Source organism: Algoriphagus resistens, assembly GCF_001442615.1.
Taxonomy (GTDB): Bacteria; Bacteroidota; Bacteroidia; order Cytophagales; family Cyclobacteriaceae; genus Algoriphagus; species Algoriphagus resistens.
In genome coordinates, this window is record NZ_LMXN01000014.1 from 22,292 (window position 1) to 43,478 (window position 21,187).

The following is a 21,187-nucleotide window of genomic DNA, read 5'->3' on the forward strand; positions in this document are numbered from 1 at the left end:
ATATGAAACAATTGGCCATTCTGGGTGCAGGAGAAAGTGGATTGGGAGCAGCGATGCTTGCTAAGCAGAAGGGCTATGCTGTTTTTGTATCTGATGTCGGGCAGATTTCACCAGCGAGAAAAATTGAACTGGAGCGATTGGAGATTCCATTTGAAGAAGGAAAGCATTCAGAACAGCATATTCTAAATGCTGATCTAATCATCAAAAGCCCTGGTATTTCGCCTAAATCTGAACTTGTAGCAAAGGCAATGTTGGCAGGCATATCGATTATCGATGAGTTGGAGTTTGCCTTCGGATACAGCAATGGTAAAGTGATCGCTATCACCGGTACCAATGGAAAGACTACCACAACTCTCCTTACTTATCATCTGATGAAGGAAGCAGGGTTGGATGTAGGATTGGCTGGAAATGTGGGAAAAAGCTGGGCCGGCCAATTGTTGGAAGGGGATCATGAATGGTGGGTAATTGAATGCAGTAGTTTCCAGATTGATGGATTTGAAAGCTTCAGGCCACATATCGCTGTTCTAACGAATATCACCCCAGATCACTTAGATCGTTACGACTATCAGATTGATAAATACATAGATTCTAAAGTGGCGGTTTTCAAAAATATGAGAGCCACTGATCAGGCAATTCTGTACGCAGAAGACGTATTGACGCTGGAAGCGCTAAAGAACAGAACTATCCTTCCTATTCAAAATTGGATTTCATTAGAGACGGCCCAGCCTAAGGGAGGGCATTTTCATGGGGCTTCTCTAAGAATCAATATAGCCGATAAATCTGCGAGTATTCCACTTGCAGCCCTTCCTATCAAAGGAAAGCATAATATGTTAAATGCGTTTTTTGCCGGTTCTGCTGCCTTAGCAGCCGGAGTTGACGGGCAAGCGATGATTGCGGGATTCCAAACGTTCAAAAATGCACCTCACCGCATGGAGTTCATCAGGGAAGTTGATGGTGTGCAGTATGTAAATGATAGCAAAGGTACGAATGTAGAAGCTACAGTTTATGCTTTGGGAAGTTACGAAAACCCATTAATCTGGATCGCTGGAGGTGTGGACAAAGGGAATGATTACTCTATTCTGTTACCATGTGTAAACGAGAAGGTGAAATCGCTGATCTGTCTTGGAAAAGACAACGAGAAATTAAAAACGGCTTTTGTGACCGCTGTGCCGAATATCCGGGAGACTCAGGACATGGCCCAGGCAGTAAAGTGGGGACAAGAACTGGGGCAATCAGGTGACGTGGTCTTGCTTTCTCCGGCATGTGCAAGCTTTGACCTGTTTAAAAATTATGAAGACCGAGGGGAGCAGTTCCGTCAGGCAGTTGAAAATCTAAATCCAAAGTCTCCAAATGAATCAGTTTAAAGCATGGATCGACAGGAATTTCAAAGGCGACCCCATCATCTGGGGGATTGTAATTCTATTGTCTCTTTTTAGCATCCTGGTTGTGTATTCTGCTACTGGCTCGTTAGCATATAAGTATGCGGGAGGAAATACGGAAATCTACCTCATTAGACATTCTATGTTGATTTTTGTATCGCTGATAGTGATGTGGTTTGCGCATAAAATTCCTTATAGAAAGTATGCCATATATGCCAGGCTAGGAGTGATTATCTCTATCCCGCTTTTGTTGGTTACTTACCTTTTCGGTTCCAATATCAACGAAGCCAACCGCTGGATCACAATTCCGGTAATCAATCAGGCTTTCCAACCTTCAGATTTGGCAAAACTAGCCTTGATCGCCTCAATAGCTGGAATGCTGGCCAGGCGACAAAACAACATTAAAGACTTTAAAAGCACTTTTGTGCCCATCATTATCGCAATAGGCTTGATCAGTGGTTTGATTGCCATGGCAAACTTCTCTACAGCCATATTGCTTTTGATGACCTGTCTTTTGATTATGTTCATCGGTAGAGTCCCTGTCAAGTATTTGGCAATGGTGTTGATGGTTGGCATTTTGGGCTTGATTACGGCAGGGTTTATAGGACAAAGAGGTGCTACCCTTGTATCACGTGTGGAGGATTTCATGAACAAGGATGAAATTCCTTTTCAGGCTGAGCAGTCCTACATCGCCATTGCCACAGGTGGGATCGGCGGGAAAGGTCCCGGGAACAGTGAGCAGAGGAACTCGCTACCGCATCCATATTCAGATTTTATCTACGCGATCATCATCGAAGAATACGGGCTAATCGGGGGCTTTTCTGTACTCTTCCTTTACCTAGCACTTCTTTACAGGGGAATGCGAATCGTGGCCAATTCAAATAAAGCATTTGGAGGATTATTATCTGCGGGATTGAGTTTTGCTTTGGTTATTCAGGCCTTGGTAAATATGGCGGTGGCCGTAGGATTGGGCCCGATTACAGGGTTGCCTCTTCCGCTCTTAAGTATGGGAGGAACCTCCCTGATATTTACAGGGATATCCCTGGGGATTATTCTCTCGGTGAGCCGAGGTGATCATCAGGATGAGTCGCAGACTAGCTCGGCATTTGGAAATAGAACAAGACTTAAAACAGCCTAATTATTAACGAGCAACGCACATATCGCATTTTAATCAGTGGTGGAGGTACCGGGGGGCATATCTACCCGGCTATCGCTATCGCAAATGCCTGGAAAGAAAAGCATCCTTTCAGTGAGATCTTATTTGTTGGCGCGTTGGGGAAAATGGAGATGCAAAAAGTCCCTGAGGCTGGGTACAAAATAAAAGGGCTTCCTGTAGCTGGTCTGCAAAGGAGCTTGACTATTGAAAACCTCAAGTTTCCTTTCAAACTGTTGAAAAGCCTGACCCAAGCTTCACAAATCATCAAGGACTTCAACCCGGATGCAGTGGTAGGAGTCGGAGGATATGCAAGTGGACCGGTGCTTTACGCTGCTCAAGTGAAAGGTATTCCTACCCTGGTGCAGGAGCAAAATTCCTACGCAGGTTTGACTAATAAAATTCTGGCTAAAAGAGCAAAAAAAATCTGTGTGGCTTATCCGGAGATGGATCGCTTCTTTCCAACGGATAGAATTGCCTATACAGGGAATCCTGTTCGGAAGGACATTCTGGATTTGTCTGGAAAAAGAGAAAAGGCTCTTGCTCATTTTGGGTTGGACCCTGCTAAGAAAACCCTTCTGGTTTTGGGTGGGTCTCTGGGCGCCAGAACACTTAATCAAGCAGTGTTAGCCGATATGCAAAAACTGGATAATGAAGGCTATCAGGTGCTTTGGCAGTGCGGTAAGTTTTATTTCCAAGAAATGAAATCCCGGTTGGCTGATTCAGGGCTGAAGAAAATTCATCTACATGAATTTATCCGTGAGATGGATTTGGCCTATGCAGCGGCAGATGTGATCGTCTCAAGGGCCGGCGCCTTGTCGGTTTCAGAGCTTTCGCTTGTGGGCAAGCCGGTGATTTTTATTCCCTCTCCCAATGTGGCTGAAGATCATCAGACCAAAAATGCCATGGCCTATGTAAGTCATGAAGCGGCATTGTTAGTAAAAGACTCAGAAGCAGTAGGTGCATTGGAACAACAAGTAACTAAGCTAATGAAAGATGCTAAGCTCTCCGGGGAATTGGGGAGAAATATAAGGAATATGGCTAAGCCGGATGCGGCCGATGCCATAGTGAAAGAAATAGAACAATTGATTGCATGAGTTTCGAAGGTATAAATAGCGTCCATTTGCTCGGTATCGGAGGTATAGGCATGAGTGCCTTGGCCCGATGGTTCGGCCATGAAGGATTTGCTGTGTCTGGTTATGACCGCACACCTTCACCACTTACGGATGAATTGATCGCAGAAGGGATGCAGATTTCCTTCGTGGATGAGTTAGGTACTATTCCGAAGGCAATCGTAGATAGTCCTGAAAACGCGTTGATCATCTGGACTCCTGCTCTTCCAAAGGAGAGTGTGCAACTGAACTTCTTCCGAGGGAATGATTTCCAACTCAGGAAGAGATCTGAAGTGCTGGGGATGTTGACAAGTGCCTATTACACCATTGCCGTAGCAGGAACGCATGGCAAGACTACTACTTCTTCCCTGGTGGCCCATATGCTGAAATCTGCTGGAAAGCCCGTAGTGGCATTTCTAGGTGGAATCACCCAGAACTACCAGAGTAATCTGATTTTGGGAGATAAAAAGTCCAAAGAACCAGCCTTGGTAGTAGTAGAAGCCGATGAGTTTGACCGCTCATTCCTAAGACTTCATCCGAATGAAATCGTGCTTACCAGCGTAGATCCGGATCATTTGGATGTCTATGGAGATGAACAGCAGATACTTGCTGGATTTCTGGAGTTTGTCAAACTGGTAGATAACAAAGGAAGAGTATATATACAACATACTGCAGCGCAGCGGCTGGGTGACGAAAAGCTTCCCAGAGTATCCACCCGGGAATACGGACTTCGCTCTTCAGGGATTCGTGCAGAGAACATTCAGGCTAAGTCAGGGTCTTTTGTGTTCGATTATATTGATGGAAAGCAGGAGATTAAAGGGTTGGAGTTATTTATTCCAGGCTTTCATAATGTGGAAAATGCATTGGCTGCAATTGCCATAGCCTTGGATCACCAGATTTCAGAAGAGCAGATCAGAGAAGGGATCAGCTCCTTTAGGGGAGTAAAGAGAAGATTTGAGATTCATGTAAATGAAGGAAATCATGTCTTCATCGATGACTATGCGCACCATCCTGAAGAGATCAGGGCTTGTTTGAGTTCGGTGAGGGCAATGTTTCCGACGAAGAAATTGACAGTGATTTTCCAGCCGCATTTGTTCACGCGCACAAGGGATTTTGCGGAAGGATTCTCTGAAAGTCTCTCGTTGGCAGATTCAGTGATTTTGCTTGATATCTATCCTGCAAGAGAGCTCCCTATTGAAGGAGTGACTGCTGCCATGCTTTTGGATGGAATCAATACCAGTCACAAGGTATTGGTGGAGAAAGAGAATCTGATGCGGCATTTGGATCAGGCTTCGCCTGAAGTTTTGGTGACACTAGGCGCCGGAGATATAGATCGCTTGGTTCCTGCAATCGCTGCCTGGATGAAAGAAGGACTTAACAGATACGCAATATGAAAAAGGCAAACATAAAGAGAATGCTCGCTTTTGTAGTGCTCAGTCTGGTGCTGGTCGGCTTTATAGGTTTTGTGGAAAAGCAAACGCTATATAAGACCTTCCAGGGAACTGAAATAAATATTGAAGGAGTGAGTGGAGTCTATTTCGTAGAGGATGATGAAATCACTAAAATCCTGAATGAGGCATTCCCTGAGTTGAAGCCAGGGCTGATGCTAGATGAAGTGCCGATGAAAGAGATTGAAACCAGGCTGCTAGGCCATCCTTTTGTAAGGACAGTGGAAGCGATGCTGGGACAAAAAGGTATTCTGAATCTCAGTATCAGCCAGCATCAACCGATTGCGAGGATTGCCCAGCCTATGGCTGCAGATGGCTACATCACAACGGAAGGCAAAGTAATTCCCACTTCTACTTCATACACTAGCCGTGTGCTGATTTTGGAAGGAGACTATGCAGAAATTCTAATGGATAAGGGAAACATCAGCACTGATATGCCGGAGTTGATGGACCTGATCACTTTCATCACTGAAGATGAATTCTGGAATGCTCAGATTACTGAATTGGAAGTGAATTCAAGGGATAATATCCGTCTCTTTCAGCAAGTAGGGAGGCAAGTCATTGAGTTTGGAGATGCTCATGATATAGCAAATAAGTTTGACCGTATTGCGGTCTTTTATAAAGAAATATTGCCCCGTAAGGGCTGGAATGCTTACCACCGGGTAAGTGTAAAGTTTAAGGATCAAATCGTCTGTGAATAATAGCTTGGATATGGAAAACAAAGAATTAATTGTAGGACTGGACATTGGGACAACCAAGATCTGTGTCATTGTGGGACGCAAAAATGAGTATGGCAAGCTCGAGGTGCTGGGCATGGGCAAAGCTGTTTCTGACGGAGTTGATCGCGGGGTAGTTACCAATATCGACAAAACTGTCCATGCGATAGAAAAAGCTGTAGAAGAAGCCTCAGAAATGGCTAACGTGGATATCGTCGATGTTATTGTAGGGATTGCAGGTCAGCATATCCAAAGTAAGATTCAAAGTGGTAGCATCATGCGCCAGCCAACGGATGATGAGATTACCATCGAAGATGTAAGAAGACTTTCCAGTGAAATGGAGAACATCCTGATTCCTCCGGGAAATACAATTATTCACGTAATGCCGCAAGATTATACTGTGGATTACGAAGGTGGTATCAAAGATCCTGTAGGGATGTCGGGTACACGTCTGGAAGCTGATTTCCATATCATAACAGCTCAGACCACTGCTATTAATAATATCAACAGGTGTGTTCGGCGTGCAGATTTAGTTTCCAAGCAACTGATTCTGGAACCATTGGCGAGTTCACTGTCCGTACTGAGCGATGATGAAAAAGAAGCAGGTGTTTGCCTGATTGATATTGGAGGCGGTACCACAGACATTGCCATTTTCTACGAGAATATTATCCGTCATACCGCAGTAATTCCTTTGGGTGGTAACATTATTACCAAAGACATCAAAGAAGGATGTATGGTGATGCAAAATCAGGCAGAACTCCTGAAGACAAAATTTGGCAAAGCGATCACAGAAGAAGCTAATCCAAATGAAATCGTGTCAATTCCTGGTTTAAGAAATAGAGCCCCAAAGGAAATTTCCATACGAAATCTGGCTTCCATCATTCAGGCGAGGATGGAAGAAATCATTGAGATCGTACAGAATGAGATTATGCAAAGCGGGCATTACAAAAAACTTGCAGGTGGAATAGTCCTGACAGGCGGTGGCTCACAATTGCAATTTATAAGTCAGCTATTTGAATATATGACTGGGCTGGATACAAGAATAGGTTACCCCAATGAGCATTTGGGCAAGTCTGTGATTGAGGAGGTGAAGAGTCCAATGTACGCAACTTCTGTAGGGCTGGTACTTGCGGGTTTCAAAGCGCTTGATGATAGAGATCAGGGATATGCAAATCGTACTGCCAATGGAAAACATATAAAAAGACCAAAAAATATAGAGATCAATCCAAGAGATATTTTCGATAAAATCGCCGGAAGACTGAAAGGTATTCTGAGCGATGACATCGGTGATGATATTAACTACTAGGGCTTATGATTGGGGGAGATTGCTGGCACTGCCGTCAATTTCCCTATTTATAAATCCACTAATAACAACCATAGAAAATTTCACCAATAACAATAAATATGTCAGATAACATGAAAGATTACAGATTTGATTTACACAAAAACCCCAAGTCGATTATAAAAGTAATCGGCGTAGGTGGAGGCGGCTCTAATGCCGTAAACCACATGTTTGGACTAGGGATTAAGGACGTAGAGTTTGTGGTAGTCAATACCGATGCGCAGGCACTTAAGTCTAGTCCGGTACCTCTTAGGTTGCAACTTGGCGCTAATTTGACCGAAGGTTTAGGTGCTGGTGCAAATCCTGAACAAGGAAAGAATGCCGCCATAGAATCAGAGGATGAGATCCGCGAGCTACTGGCTGATAATACCAAGATGGTGTTTATCACAGCTGGAATGGGCGGAGGAACCGGTACGGGTGCAGCTCCTGTAGTAGCTAGGATAGCAAAAGAGCTTAATATCCTGACCGTTGGTATTGTGACCGCTCCGTTCATGTTTGAAGGGAAGAAAAAAATGAATGTTGCCCAGTCCGGTATCGAAGCACTACGTGAGAATTGCGATACGGTGTTGGTTATTTTGAATGACAAGTTGAGAGAGATCTATGGCAATCTTGCTATCAGAACTGCTTTCAGTAAAGCAGATGATATTTTATCTACTGCGGCAAGATCTATTGCTGAAATCATCACTGTTCACCAGGATGTCAACGTGGATTTTGAAGATGTAAAGACAGTAATGAAAGACGCGGGCGCTGCTGTGATGGGTTCTTCTACTGAGGAAGGTGAAGGACGTGCGATCCGAGCCGCAGGTGCTGCGATCTCCTCTCCATTACTCAATAATGTAGATATCAAAGGAGCAGAGAAAATCTTGCTTTCTATCATGTCTGGTGAAGACGAGGAATTATCAATGGACGAATTGAGTGAAATCACTGAGTACATCCAGGAGAAAGCGGGTGACAATGCAGAAGTGATCTTCGGTCAAGGTATTGATGCAGAATTGGGCAGAGCTATCCGTGTGACGGTGATTGCCACAGGTTTTCAAATGGACAGATTGCAAGGGACTACCAAGAAAGTAGAAGCCCCTAAAGCAGTAGTAACCCCGACTCCCGCACCAGCGGAAAGCACTCCCGTGCAAGAAGAGGAAAAGACAGTGATCAATTTGGACTCGGGAAAATCCGAAAAAGTAAAGGAAGAGTCTGTTGCTAACGGATCTACTTTCGTGTTTTCTATGCCAAAAACTCCAGCACCTGCGCCTGCCCCAGAAGTAAAGCCAGTTGCTGAAACTCCAAGAGAAGAAGAGCCAATCGAAGAGGCTAAACCAGCTGCAAAGAAAGAAAGCCTATTTACTTTCATGAAGCCTAAGGAAGAAGTGAAAGCTGAAGCCCCAAAGCCTGCTCAGGAAAAAATTGTGCATGATCTTTTCGAAGAGGAAGAAGAAAAGAAAAAGGTAGAAGAACCTCAGAAAGAGGAGCCGGCATCACCAGCTTTTGCAAATGATTATTATGAGCAAATGAAGCAAAAGGCGATTCAAAGAGCGCACGAGCGTTTTGAAAAGCTCAAAGGAAACCGCGCTTTCAACCCGACTCCGGAAGAATTGAAGGAGAAAATGGAAGTGCCGGCTTATCAGCGTAAGAATGTAGTTCTAAATGAACCTCAGCATAGCTCAGAGCCAAGTATCAGCAAGTACAATTTGAGCGATGACAATGAGATACTAGGAAATAATAGATTCCTGCACGATAATGTGGACTAAATCCTAGAAATCAAGCAGCATGTCTGCCTGGGTCTGCAGCAAGTCCATGTACAGCCTGTTGGTGAGCAGGTTATCTGACATATTTTGCTCTATTTTAGCCAGTTTTGGCTTGAGAGCTAGGACATGCATTCCCAGATAGTGGAAGATGTCGGTAAGGTGGCTCATTGCGATGCCACCGCCGCCTATTCCAGATGAAATGCCCACTAAAGCACATTTTTTGTTCCTAAAGGTATTAGGATAAGTCATCCCGTCTATAAAGGTTTTTAGAATTCCCGGGAAAGAGCCGTTATATTCTGGCACGATGAAAACAAATTTTTTCCCATCCACCAGTTGATCGTGAAACTCATTATATAAGTCATGCTTTCCATTATTTTCATACAAAGCATTCTCAATAAAGTCACTGGGTAAGTTTTCCAATTCAAGGATTTCGGATTCCTCACCTCTATCTTTGAGAATAGTTTGATATAGCTCAGCGATGGTTTTTGAAACAGAATTCTTGCGGTTGGTTCCTACGATTATCTTGATCATTTTTCTGGTTTTTCTGAAAGGAATACATTCTTGCCTAGGCAAAAGTTCGAAGCTAGCAGGTAATTTATATATTTAGGGCTGGCAAAATACTACTTATGAACTACCTAAATCAAATCTCAGAAGCAGCATCTTTTATTCGCTCACAATATACCAGTGAAGTGTCAACAGCGATCATTCTCGGAACAGGACTCGGACATTTGGGGGATCAAATCACCATTGAAAGGGAAATTGATTACGCTGATATCCCAAATTTCCCACTTTCTACTGTAGAGAGCCATTCCGGTAAATTGATTTTTGGCGAGCTTTCGGGGAAAAAAGTCATGGCGATGAAAGGTCGCTTTCATTATTACGAAGGTTATTCTATGCAGGAAGTTACTTTTCCGATCCGTGTGATGAAAAAACTCGGAGTGAAAACGTTGCTTATCTCCAACGCTTCAGGAGGTCTCAATCCAGATCAGGAGGTAGGTGATGTGATGGTAATTCGTGACCAGATAGACTTATTTCCAGAAAGCCCACTGCGAGGAAAGCATTACGAGGAATTTGGTCCAAGATTTCCGGATATGAGCGATGCTTATTCTACAGATTTGAACGCAATAGCATTAGGTTACGCTAAAGAAAATAATTTTAGGGTTCATACTGGGATTTATGTGGGAGTTCAAGGGCCAAATCTGGAAACTCCTGCAGAATACAAGTATCTGCGGGGATTAGGAGCAGATGCTGTAGGGATGAGTACAGTGCCCGAAGTGATCGTGGCCAGACAAATGGGAATAGCCGTTTTTGGTGTTTCTGCAATTACTGATTTGGGGGTAGAAGGTAAAATTGAACCAGTTACCATAGCTGCAGTACTTGCTGCCGCTGCGAAAGCTGAACCTGTGATGGCTGAGCTCATCAAGGAATTGCTGAGGCACATTGGTTGAAAAGAGAACTTCTCAGCTGCCCTGCTTCTGCAGTAGTAGGTCTAATTGGATTTTTAAACCATGTAGTCACGAAGAGATCCTAGATTAGATCCATTCCTTTCTGCACAAACACTAATGTTTTTCTATAGCATCAAAGGGTGAACTTCATATCTAGGGTTGTTTCTATGCTTGTACCTCGCTTTTAATAATGAGGAAATCCTAAATTTTGATACAGCTAAGACTATGCATTGGAGTGAAGAAACATTTGCCAAAATCTTCTAGGTGATCCTGAGACCTTGCGACATTCAGAATTATACCACAAGGGTTTCTTACTCCGTTCGGTACGGGAGACGCCTACCAGCTCGTCGGCTTATAATCTTTCAGAAACTTACCGTTCCAGTGTTTTCCCGAATTGATCCCATCAAATAACGGATCCAGCACCCGGGCAGCTCCATCGACTATATCCAGTGGGGGCTGGAAGTCGTGCACTTCCTGCTTTCGCTTCGCAAGTTCGGCGGGATCTTCATCCGTCACCCATCCTGTATCTACTGCATTGGTATAAATACCGAATTTGGGTAATTCAGCGGCAGAAGTGAGTGTAAGCATGTTCAGTGCTGCCTTTGCCATATTGGTATGGGGATGTCGGGCTTCTTTGTGAAATTGATGAAATTTACCTTCCATGGCTGACACATTGATGATGTGTTTTTTTCCTGTATTGGATTTCTTCATGATGTTCACCAGCCGGTTACAAAGGACAAAAGGTGCTACAGAATTGACCAACTGGACTTCCAGCATTTCATTGGTGTGGATTTCCCCTAGCTTTAGCCGCCAGCTGTTGGTTTTTCGCAGATCTACTTGTTGGAGATCAGCATCGAGTTTGCCGATAGGGAAAATTTCTTCCGAGCTCAAAGAGTCATCGATACTATACGGGATCTGAGTAAGCTGGGCGGAAGAAGTCAATCCTATTCCAAGTTGCTTTCCATGCCAGGAAACAGGCAGATTTTTGCTTTCTCCTTCGGAAAATTCCTTACTCCAGGTGCGTATCTCTTGCAAGCAATTATGATGACGGGAAAGCAATTTTTGTGAAGCTGAAGAAAGATCAGCCCATGATAATGACTCATTTTCCATCAAATGCTGGTAAAAACCACTTGGTCGACGAACTGTCTGGGCGGCATTATTGATCAGCACATCCAAATGCTCATATTGCTGCTCGATGTAATTGCAAAAAATCTCTACACTCGGGATATGTCTCAGGTCCAATCCATGAATGTGGAGACGATCCTCCCATTCACAGAAATCAGGCTCCTTGGCGTAGCGCAATGCAGAATCCACAGGGAATCTAGTCGTAGCAATTACGGTCGCACCTGCACGAAGCATCATTAGTGTGATATGATATCCTATCTTCAATCTTGAGCCAGTCACCAGAGCCACTTGACCCTGAAGGTCAGCAGTCTGGAAACGTTTGGCATAATTGAAATTCCCACAACCCGTACACATGGTGTCGTAGAAATGATGCAGTCGGTCAAAGGATTCCTTGCAGACATAGCATTCCCGGGGGGATTCAAGTAGGACAGCTTCATCAGTTTCCTTACCAGTCAAAGCGATCATGCTAGGAGCTATAAAAATTGAAGCTTCCCGCGCAGAACGAATACCGGTGGATTTCCGCGCTTGAGCATCCTTGGCAATTACTTTCTTTCGGTGGATTTTTTTAGCGCCCTTTTTCCGCTCTGCAAGTTCTTCCTTACCAGGTCGCGAAAATTGCCCGGCAGCTATTAGCAGAGCAAGCCTGCTTTCGGTTGGAATGTCAAAAATCTGATCTGTATCTGCATTCAACCCCTCAAGCACCGCAATACATTGTGCAATTTGTTCGGTAGTGATTTTCACCGGTGTTACAGATTTTGGTTCCTCGTCCATGGTAGTTACTTACAAGGCCGCAAAAGTAGAGATTTAAAAAATGGAAAATGGCATGGAACAGCAAGATGGAATTTGGATACGTTTTAATTTAAGAAAAAATTGTTCGATTTGTTTTACCCGGGTTTTTGGGGTGCTTGATTTTCCGATTGATATTCCCCCATTTCAGAACTAATGTTGTAGATATTTCTATTCCATTGGTTCCGGAAAATTCAGATGGGGCTACCCATAGTTGACAATTTGCAATCAAAAATGATTGAGCTGCTGCCCCTTCGCGGGAGACCTCAAAATGAGATGGGTAGGTTGCTTCGTTGCGCAGCAAGAAATTCCACAAATAACTAAGGGTATATCCAAATTCCCTTGTCATAGAACCAAACTAAACCAATTAGGATGAATTCGTTTACTAAAGTTCTTGGGATACTATTTTTCATGGCTACCAATCCTCTGCAAGCACAGCAACTCACGCAGACGGTACGTGGCACGGTAATCGACCAGATTACCAAAGCTCCTATGCCTGGCGCAACGGTAATGATTTTAGGTTCAGACCCAGTAATTGGGACTACCACAGATGTGGATGGATATTTCAAACTCGCTGGATTGCCCTTAGGCAGTTACTCGCTTAAAGTAGATTTTATGGGATTTAAGGAAATTATTATTCCCAATGTTCAGCTGAACTCAGGTAAGGAAGTAGTTTTGACAATTTCTTTGGAAGAGGATATCACCCAAGTAGAGGAGTTTGTAGTTACGGCCACTGAAAAAGACAGGACTATCAACGATATGGTCCAGGTCAGTGGAAGAACGTTCTCGGTGGAAGAGGCCAGAAAATTTGCAGCTGCAGTAAATGATCCAGGACGGATGGCAGCCTCTTTCTCTGGGGTTACTAGCACAGATGACGGGAACAATAATATCTCCATCCGCGGTAACAGCCCGAATGGTTTGCTTTGGAGAATGGAGGGGGTAGACATTCCAAATCCCAATCACTTTGTCAATCCCGGAACCTCTGGCGGTGGCGTGTCTATCTTGAGTTCTCAGTTACTGGCCAATTCCGATTTTCTTACAGGAGCTTTTCCGGCGGAATATGGCAATGCATTGTCTGGGGTTTTTGATCTGAATCTTAGAAAAGGGAATAATGAAAACCGGGAATTCACACTTCAGGCAGGATTTCTAGGCTTGGACCTGGCAGCCGAGGGGCCGATTGCCAAAGGTTACAAAGGTTCCTATCTGATCAATTACCGATATTCCACGCTTTCTATGCTTTCAAAAATTGGTCTTCCGCTGGGTGACTTTGTGACCAATTTTCAGGATTTGTCCTTTAACCTATACATGCCTACTGGGACGAAAAGCAACATCACCCTTTTTGGCTTTGGCGGGCTGAGTGACCAGAAAGGAGATGCGCAGCAGGATTCTCTGGAGTGGGAATCTGAAGAAGATCGCTACGGAAGCACATTCTTTTCCAATACAGGTGCCGTGGGAATCAAGCATTCTTATATAGTGAATGAAGGGAATTTTCTCCAAACAACTCTTCTTGCCTCAGGGAATTCACTTGGTACAACAGAGTCGCGATTGGACGACAACTTACAGTTTCAGGATCGTTTTTATGAAAATTATAGCAATTCAAAAATCACCTTAAGTTCAGTTCTGAATACCAAATTTTCTTCGAAGACAAGCTTAAGAAGCGGATTCTATTTGAACCAACTTTATTATAATCTGCGCGAGGACGACTTTGAGGAAGATACGCAAGGCTTGCAAACGAACATCAGCTCTAAAGGAAGTACCCAGAGTATCCAGGCTTTTTCCCAATTGAATTACCGTGCCAACGAGAAGCTCACACTTAATTTCGGACTGCACTACCTGCAGCTTTTACTGAACAATTCTAACTCGATCGAGCCACGCCTCAGTGCTTCCTATGTACTGGATGAAAAGCAGCGACTAAGCTTCGGATATGGCTTGCATAGCCAGGTGCAGCCGTTGGGGACGTATTTCGCGGAGCAAGTTATTGCCAGCAAAATAATTCTTCCAAACGAAGACCTTGGGCTAAGTAAATCACATCATTTTGTGTTTGGTTATGATCGGGCGCTTACTTCTTTCCTGCGTTTGAAGGTGGAAACTTATTACCAGCATTTATTTGATGTTCCAATCAAAAGAGGCGTGGATGAGACCTATTCTATCATCAATCAGCAATGGACTTTTGCCACTGATCCGCTGGTAAATGAGGGTTTTGGAAAGAACTATGGTGTTGAGCTTACCCTGGAGCAGTTTACCCACAATGATCTTTACTTTCTGCTTTCCACTTCTCTATATAACTCCAAGTATAAAACCAACGAGAATGTCTGGAGAAATACAGCGTACAATGGAAATTTCAATGTGACGCTTACAGCAGGAAAAGAATATCAGCTGAAAAAAGAGCGCGTACTTGGCTGAACCTTCGTGCGATCTACTCCGGTGGCCTTCGCACCACACCGATCGACCTGCAGCAATCCATCGAAAAAGGAGAGGGGGTTTATAATGAAAAACTGGCCTACTCAACTCAGAATCCAGCTTATTTTCGTGCGGATCTTCGCTTAAGCCTAAAGAAGAATAAACCTAAATCCACTAGAACCTGGGCTCTGGATATCCAAAATGCCAGCAACCGACAAAATGTCTACGGCAGTTATTTTGAACCGATGGACGGAGAAATCAAAATTTCATATCAAGCTCCATTGATCCCGATTTTGAGCTATAGGGTAGAGTTCTAACACTAATCTCATTCTTTGCACGGGCGATATTTAATGGATAAACCTGTGAATTATTAAAGCGCATTAATAATATCGTTGCTAATTGTAGCATATTTGGGCTGTAATAACTGCTAGAATCCATTATTGGATCCAAAATCCTGTCTTACATGAAAAACAGAAGTCTACTACTGTATTATGAAAAGTCTTAAATCTACACTTCTTGTAAGTGTTTTTCTTTTTAGTCTCTTTGGATGTAACTCTGATGATGATATCCCTTTCCAGACCAAATATTCATCAGAGGATCTAATAAAACTATTCGGTGGGGATTCCAAGCATTGGGGGATTCAGGCTTTTTATGATAACTACAATCAGAAGATCTTTAATGACAAAAGTGACTGTTATACTGATGATACTTTTGTTTTTCAGAAAGGCTCCAATGAAATAATGGTCATTTTAGGGCAAGAAAGTTGTAATTTAGGTGATCCTGAAGACGAGATCACTACCGCTTCTTATGAATTTTATGAAAACGATGGTCTGATTTTTATATCGATTGGCAAAGCGGTTTCTGTCAATGGCGCCATTAAGAACACCTTTTTCTCGTTGCAACTAGTGGAGCTTACAGATACTCAGATGATTTTCGCAAGTGGGGGAAAAGGAGATTATAAGAGTGCAATAGTCTTTATAGCTGTTTAAGAGTCGGTTATGTAGTCTTTGGGAACTTCCGGATCCATATCCATTTTCTCTGTCTACCGCCATTTATTCTAGTTCTTGAGCAAATTTTGACTCTGGGGGATTGCAAGAACATGTGTTATCCCCCATTTTAGGCAGCATTGACTCTCTTAGTTATTGTTATTCTTTTTGAAGACTTCGTAATCATGGGGCAGAGATTCTCTCGCAGTTGAGCATAAGTATTTGTGCATACACTGAAACTTGAGAAATCCCTTTAAATCACCAATCGTTTTCAGAATAGAATTTCGGCCAAACCCGATTTGCTCCTAATTTAATCCGTTCAATCTCCTTAGTTGATAATCTTCTTTTCCAGGCTTTTATATTTTTTATAGAATTCCGGGTCAGATCTGTTCTTGCTTCTGAGCTCGTCGATTCCTGTATATACTTCTTTACTCCGTTATCAAAATCCAAATTCAAAAATGAAAACATCTTTTCGAACTCAGCCATAGGGTCCATGGACAGATCTTCATGCTTAACGAAATACCAATTGCTGTGTTTCTGGCGATAATAGGCAATAATGTCATGGATAATGTTCCAGAGCAATATTCCCTGGTCCACAAGATCTTTTTTGTGCTCAATGTACTCATCAATCATATCTGAGTAGTCCGTCATATAATCCTTCATTAGCAAATTCTGATCTCTATATTGCCTGAAATTAAACTGCCAGTTTTTGACTTTTAGGCTGGCGACAAATGCGGCCGGATGCCTGATTAATATAACTATATCCCAGTCGAAGTTTTTATCAATCCACTCAGCAGACATCAGAGCAATGGGATCCTTGATGATCGCCCTGTCTGCGAATACTGCATTGAAGTCATCTAAAGCATGCTTTCTATCCCGTAATGGATTAAAGTTCAAGAGTTTTTTTAAGTTGTAGGGACTAAACAGAGTGGAGAAAGAATCTATGTAGTTCTTTACTTCTTCCTGATGGGATTTAGGAGTACCATTTAAATACTCGAAGGTGTATTTTAGCGGCGAATAAGGCCTATAAATCCTGATATTGAAAGGTTCATGAACATAACGTACACCTTTTGCCTTGGCAATAACCTTTCCAGTCCAAGTAGAACCGGATCTGTGGGATCCTGATACTAAAATATTATTTTTCATGTGAGTAGTTGGTTGGTGGTCTATAAAAACGTCAAAACCTATTTTCTAGTTTTTTTCAGCTCCTGAATCATAGGTGTGAGAGGCAACTATGTCTGGACACCATTCAAAAAATGTAGGGGACAGGACTAAGTCCCGATGTGTATAAGAGGTTGGATTTTCGGTATGATTTCTTACATATGATCTTCAATACCCATTCCTATGGAGAGTTTAGTTCGTTTGCACCTATGGTATGCCCAAAAGCAGTTCTGCTTACTGGTTTTTTATCAGGCGATATAATTTAGGGCTTTGTTGTCTTATTTCTCCTTGTATTCCATCCAGTCTACTTCCAGCTCAAAGGGAAATTCCGGTTTTTCAACAGCACTTGGTTTCCCTTCCACAGCCCAATCCTCTGTATGCCAAAAGTTCATCCGGTACTTAGATGCATGTTGGGGAATTCCGACTTGGGAACCTTGATAATCCCATAGTACAAGTGTGTCGGGAGATTCTGGGTGAATCATCCACCACCTGATCCGGTCACTTTCCCAATCAAACCCATAGGTGTGAAACTGATCCGAGGCATTGTAACCTTCAATAACCGGGATGCTTTCTGGGATATTTTGTAAGCCTGTTAAAGGGGTTGGGTTTCCATCGAAACCAATTTTTGTGATTGTCTCCAGGATTTTTCCTTCTGCCAGATTGATGATCCTTCCAATGCGCTGCAACTTGCCAGGCTCGCCGGTCCAAGTGCCTACATAAATGATTCTTGGATCAGCTAGCAGCCATTCGAAGTCAATTTCACTCAGACCTTCTAGGGGATCCTCATGGTAGGTAAAATAGCCTGCTACAGCACCAATATTAGGCTGCTTTTTTGTCGCATCAGGGATTTTAAGCCGCGTGGAGTAAGTCCCAAAATGGGTGAAATGCTTGGATATAATCTCAGGCCCCTTTCCTGGGCCAGCCTGTTCTTCAGGGTTTAGGTTGAAGCTAAGTATTTCTGTGTCAGGCTCAGAAAGAGAGTTAGCCCCCATTTTGTATTTAAAATCTGCGGTTGTTCCAGTTGAGCCATAGTGAAAATATCTTGATTTAGCTCTGGAAAAATCTTCCCGAAAAGACCTATGCTTTTGACCGGATTTAGTTGGAATTAAGTTAGCCATCAGCAAAAAAAGCAAAATGAGTACCTGTTTCATAGGATTGAAGATAAGAGGATTTATTGGTAAGGATAGTTTGACTAATTGATTCCAAATACCAATTGTCTTCTTGATCCCTATAGTGTATTGAAAACCATTTGACTGAATGGTGAAATGTAAAATATCATCAGTTTTATCGATGCATATTGGGGCACTTGAGCTGTGTACAAACTCGCGTTGAGGAGAAAAGAAGTGGGACTAACAGTAGAAAATTGACTTTTTTACCATTTCTAGGATCAAGGTTCAACTTTCCAATACTGACAGGCTAATCACATCTAATACAATACATTACATTTTCCTTTAATTGATACTTTTTTGAACATTAATCCATTCTGCTAATAATTGCTTGTTTGTGGATTGACATATTCTCGAATTAATGAGCTAATTTTTAAGGCTTTAAATTTTCATGGAAATGAAGTCACATTTTTTCATAATGTTTCTTTTACTACAAGCCTATTCGGGTTGTGCGCAAAATGGACTTGATTCACTCCGTACACTTCTGGAGGTAGGGGATTTGCATGATTCTACAAAGATTTCAGTTTATAATGAACTGGCATTTTATTTTGCATCACGCGATCCAGAGCAGGGGTTAAAGTATGCCGATTCTGCTTTGTTCCTTTCCAAAGCCCAAGGATTGATTTCACTGGAGGCAGCTTCCTACAATAATCAGGGCGTTAATTATTGGTATCAGGGGGCGGATAGTCTCGCTCTTTTATCTTATCAAAAGGCTTTGGGGATTTTTCAGAAGCTAAAAAATCGAAAAAGGGAAGCCGTTGCTTTCAATAACCTGGCATTGCTTTCCTACAACAGGGAAGATTACGCGAGTGCATTGGATTATCATCAAAAGGCAGAAGCGATTTTCCGGGAACTGGATTTGAAAAAGAACCTGATCAGCAGTCTTTCCAACATCGGCGTGGTGTTTTTGGCTTTGGCAGATTATCCAAAAGCGCTCGAGTACTTTTTGGAAGCCTCTTTCCAGGCAAAAGATGAGGAGGTGGGAATTAGAGGAAATCTGTTGACAAATCTGGGCTTAGTGTCCAAAAATATGAACCAACTGGACAATGCACTGGAATATCACTCCAAAGCACTGGAAATATTTCAAGAGAATCAGCAAAAGCAGGAGGAAGCCAATACCTTGGCTAATCTGGGGAATATTTATCAGCAATTGGGTGAATTGCAGGAAGCCGACAGTTTGCTGAACCTTGCTTTGTCCATCAATTTGCAAATAGGGAATACCAGAAGAATTGCATCGGATTATTCCAACCTTGGCATTTTGTACAGCGCATTTGGTGAACTGACGAAAGCGGAACATTCACTGCTTCAGGCACAAAAACTCTATGAAGAATTAAATGACCGGGTCAATCTGTCCTTGGTGAAGCTGGAGCTTTCAGGCTTGGAAATTGACAAAAATCCAGGCAAACCCGATTGGAATAAAGTGCTGGACCTACAGCGTGAGTCTATGGATCTGGCGGATGAGTCGCAGTCAATTCTAAGAAAACAATTGGCTTTGGAAGCAATTTCGAAAACTTATCAAAAGCTAGGCGACCCGACCAAATCCTTGGAAGCTTATCGTGAAAGTGTGTCCTTGCGGGACAGTATTTTCAATGATGAAAATGAAAAGAAACTGTTACGCCTGCGGATAGAATACGACGTCAAAGCCAAGAATGCGTCGATTTTAGCAACTAGCGAACTGGAAAAGGAGCAGTTGAAAGCAGAAAAAGCAGCAGAAAGTTTTCGTGCTAAGCTCTATTTGATGGTTCTGGTCTTCCTGTTACTTTGCTTGGGTGTAGGGATGTATTTGCTGCGAAAAAGGAATCAGGTTCGTCGGGCAGTTTACCGAAGTAAAATTGCCGAACTACAGTTGAAATCCCTAAGGGCACAGATGGATCCACATTTTATTTTCAATGCGTTAAGTTCCATCAGTAATTTTCTTCTCAAAAACCGTACAGAAGACGCTGAGTATTATCTGGGTAAGTTTGCCAAACTCATACGGATGATCCTGGAATCGTCGGAACTGCAATTGGTCAGCCTCTCTAACGAAATGGAACTTTTGCAAGCATATGTTAGCCTTGAAAGTATGAGATTGGGAAAGGGAATTCACCTGCGCTGGGAACTTCCCAAAGAAATAGATGCTGAGGAGATTTATATTCCCCCTATGTTGCTCCAGCCCTTGGTGGAAAACAGCATCTGGCATGGGTTTTCCGGAATGGAGCAAGAAGGTGAGATCGTGATCAAAGTCCGAACAGATACAGGCTCCCTGTATTTATCTGTGATAGATAATGGTCAAGGGGGAGCTACTGCGGACCATGAAAAGGGTGAAAATCCTAGCCGCCAGTCTATGGCGCTGAAAATAATGCAGGAACGAATAGAATTACTTGGTACGAGTCAGGCGGGGAGCCACATAAATTCAATATCTTGGAAGTCTTTGAATAGAGGTTTTCAGGTTGAAATAGTTATTCCAGATTTTTCAATGGTATGATCAGAGCAGTCCTAGTTGAAGATGAACAGCAATCCTATGAGAGGCTAAACTTATTATTAGAACGGGACCATTCGGATAAATTGAAGGTGATAGCGCATGCCAAAACTTCTGATGAAGCGATAGGGATTTTGAGGTCAAAAGATGCAGACCTGGTGTTTTTGGATGTGGAATTAGGTGGTGGAAGCAATGCTTTTGAAATTCTCCGTCAGCTCGATCAAATAGATTTCAAAATCATTTTTACTACAGCGCACGAGCGTTTTGCGCTCCAGGCGATTAAGTTTTCTGCACTGGATTACCTGCTGAAGCCCATTGATCCAAGTGAGCTTTCTGAAGCAGTGAATACTTTTATTACGCTTGGAAGAGATAATGATTTTTCTAAAAAAATGGAGAATTTCTTCCGGCATTATTCAGAAAGTCCAACACAGAAAAAGTTGGGACTGCCTACGCTGTCAGGAATTGAATTTGTAATGATTGCAGATATTATACGCTGTCAGGCGGATGTGAATTATACTCACTTTTTTCTGCGGGATGGCAGGAAGATTTTGGTGTCCAAGACCCTGAAGGAATTTGAGATGCTTTTGTCAGGTTTTCAGTTTTTCAGGATTCATAATTCCCATTTAATCAACCTCCAAGAGGTGAAAGCTTACCAGCGTGGCAAAGGGGGATTTGTAGTGCTCAATGATGGAGCTGAGCTGGAAGTCGCACAGCGAAGAAAAGAAGGCTTGATGGAAGCACTGAAGAGAATTTAGAGCCCTCGGTTCA

Annotated in this window: 16 protein-coding genes; 12 read left to right on the forward strand and 4 right to left on the reverse strand. The window is 42.9% G+C overall.

From position 1 onward, the window contains the following. The first annotated feature begins 2 nt into the window (after positions 1–2). The 7 genes from murD (at position 3) to ftsZ (ending at position 8,895) form a co-directional block, all read left to right on the forward strand. A complete protein-coding gene (gene murD, locus AS141_RS20550; RefSeq protein WP_057939586.1) occupies positions 3–1,364 on the forward strand; it encodes a UDP-N-acetylmuramoyl-L-alanine--D-glutamate ligase in 1,362 nt (453 codons plus the stop codon). Continuing rightward, positions 1,351–2,517, forward strand: a complete 1,167-nt coding sequence (locus AS141_RS20555; RefSeq protein ID WP_057939587.1) for an FtsW/RodA/SpoVE family cell cycle protein — start codon at positions 1,351–1,353, stop codon at positions 2,515–2,517. Before murD ends, AS141_RS20555 begins: the two co-directional genes overlap by 14 nt. Further along, positions 2,517–3,629, forward strand: a complete 1,113-nt coding sequence (gene murG, locus AS141_RS20560) for an undecaprenyldiphospho-muramoylpentapeptide beta-N-acetylglucosaminyltransferase (protein ID WP_087149453.1) — start codon at positions 2,517–2,519, stop codon at positions 3,627–3,629. Before AS141_RS20555 ends, murG begins: the two co-directional genes overlap by 1 nt. Beyond that, a complete protein-coding gene (gene murC / locus AS141_RS20565; RefSeq protein ID WP_057939589.1) occupies positions 3,626–5,038 on the forward strand; it encodes a UDP-N-acetylmuramate--L-alanine ligase in 1,413 nt (470 codons plus the stop codon). Before murG ends, murC begins: the two co-directional genes overlap by 4 nt. Next, positions 5,035–5,793: a cell division protein FtsQ/DivIB gene (locus AS141_RS20570; protein ID WP_057939590.1), complete on the forward strand. Its 759-nt coding sequence runs from the start codon at positions 5,035–5,037 to the stop codon at positions 5,791–5,793. Before murC ends, AS141_RS20570 begins: the two co-directional genes overlap by 4 nt. 10 nt (positions 5,794–5,803) lie before the next feature. Continuing rightward, the gene (gene ftsA, locus AS141_RS20575) at positions 5,804–7,114 is read left to right on the forward strand and encodes a cell division protein FtsA (protein WP_057939591.1); all 1,311 of its coding nucleotides are present in this window, start codon (positions 5,804–5,806) and stop codon (positions 7,112–7,114) included. A 110-nt stretch (positions 7,115–7,224) separates the two neighbouring features. Beyond that, positions 7,225–8,895 carry a cell division protein FtsZ gene (gene ftsZ, locus AS141_RS20580; RefSeq protein WP_057939715.1) on the forward strand — a complete coding sequence of 557 codons (1,671 nt, stop codon included), beginning with the start codon at positions 7,225–7,227 and terminating at the stop codon, positions 8,893–8,895. Between the two features lie 3 nt (positions 8,896–8,898). On the opposite strand, the gene AS141_RS20585 is transcribed toward ftsZ, so the two are convergent. Then, positions 8,899–9,423 carry an NADPH-dependent FMN reductase gene (locus AS141_RS20585; RefSeq protein WP_057939592.1) on the reverse strand — a complete coding sequence of 175 codons (525 nt, stop codon included), beginning with the start codon at positions 9,421–9,423 and terminating at the stop codon, positions 8,899–8,901. Between the two features lie 95 nt (positions 9,424–9,518). On the opposite strand from AS141_RS20585, the gene AS141_RS20590 reads away from it, so the two are divergent. Continuing rightward, positions 9,519–10,340 (forward strand): purine-nucleoside phosphorylase, encoded by an 822-nt coding sequence (locus AS141_RS20590; RefSeq protein WP_057939593.1) that lies wholly within the window; start codon positions 9,519–9,521, stop codon positions 10,338–10,340. Positions 10,341–10,673: 333 nt separating this feature from the next. Here the strand turns inward: AS141_RS20590 and AS141_RS20595 are convergent, their stop codons facing one another. Beyond that, positions 10,674–12,233, reverse strand: coding sequence for an SDR family NAD(P)-dependent oxidoreductase (locus tag AS141_RS20595; protein ID WP_057939594.1), 1,560 nt, complete (start codon positions 12,231–12,233; stop codon positions 10,674–10,676). A 387-nt stretch (positions 12,234–12,620) separates the two neighbouring features. Here AS141_RS20595 and AS141_RS20605 point away from each other — a divergent pair, with 387 nt between their 5' ends. Further along, on the forward strand, positions 12,621–14,651 hold the full coding sequence (locus tag AS141_RS20605) for a TonB-dependent receptor (protein WP_232424972.1): 2,031 nt from the start codon (positions 12,621–12,623) through the stop codon (positions 14,649–14,651). 488 nt (positions 14,652–15,139) lie between these two features. Continuing rightward, on the forward strand, positions 15,140–15,637 hold the full coding sequence (locus AS141_RS20610) for a hypothetical protein (protein WP_057939596.1): 498 nt from the start codon (positions 15,140–15,142) through the stop codon (positions 15,635–15,637). Between the two features lie 255 nt (positions 15,638–15,892). Here the strand turns inward: AS141_RS20610 and AS141_RS20615 are convergent, their stop codons facing one another. Beyond that, positions 15,893–16,780 carry a sulfotransferase gene (locus tag AS141_RS20615; protein WP_057939597.1) on the reverse strand — a complete coding sequence of 296 codons (888 nt, stop codon included), beginning with the start codon at positions 16,778–16,780 and terminating at the stop codon, positions 15,893–15,895. A 293-nt stretch (positions 16,781–17,073) separates the two neighbouring features. After that, complete coding sequence (locus AS141_RS20620; protein WP_057939598.1) at positions 17,074–17,946, reverse strand: glycoside hydrolase family 16 protein; 873 nt, start codon at positions 17,944–17,946, stop codon at positions 17,074–17,076. Between the two features lie 412 nt (positions 17,947–18,358). Here AS141_RS20620 and AS141_RS20625 point away from each other — a divergent pair, with 412 nt between their 5' ends. Together AS141_RS20625 and AS141_RS20630 are read left to right on the forward strand one after the other, a co-directional pair. Further along, complete coding sequence (locus tag AS141_RS20625; RefSeq protein WP_198293591.1) at positions 18,359–20,425, forward strand: tetratricopeptide repeat-containing sensor histidine kinase; 2,067 nt, start codon at positions 18,359–18,361, stop codon at positions 20,423–20,425. Further along, a complete protein-coding gene (locus AS141_RS20630) occupies positions 20,422–21,174 on the forward strand; it encodes a LytR/AlgR family response regulator transcription factor (RefSeq protein ID WP_057939600.1) in 753 nt (250 codons plus the stop codon). Before AS141_RS20625 ends, AS141_RS20630 begins: the two co-directional genes overlap by 4 nt. Positions 21,175–21,187: the final 13 nt, after the last annotated feature.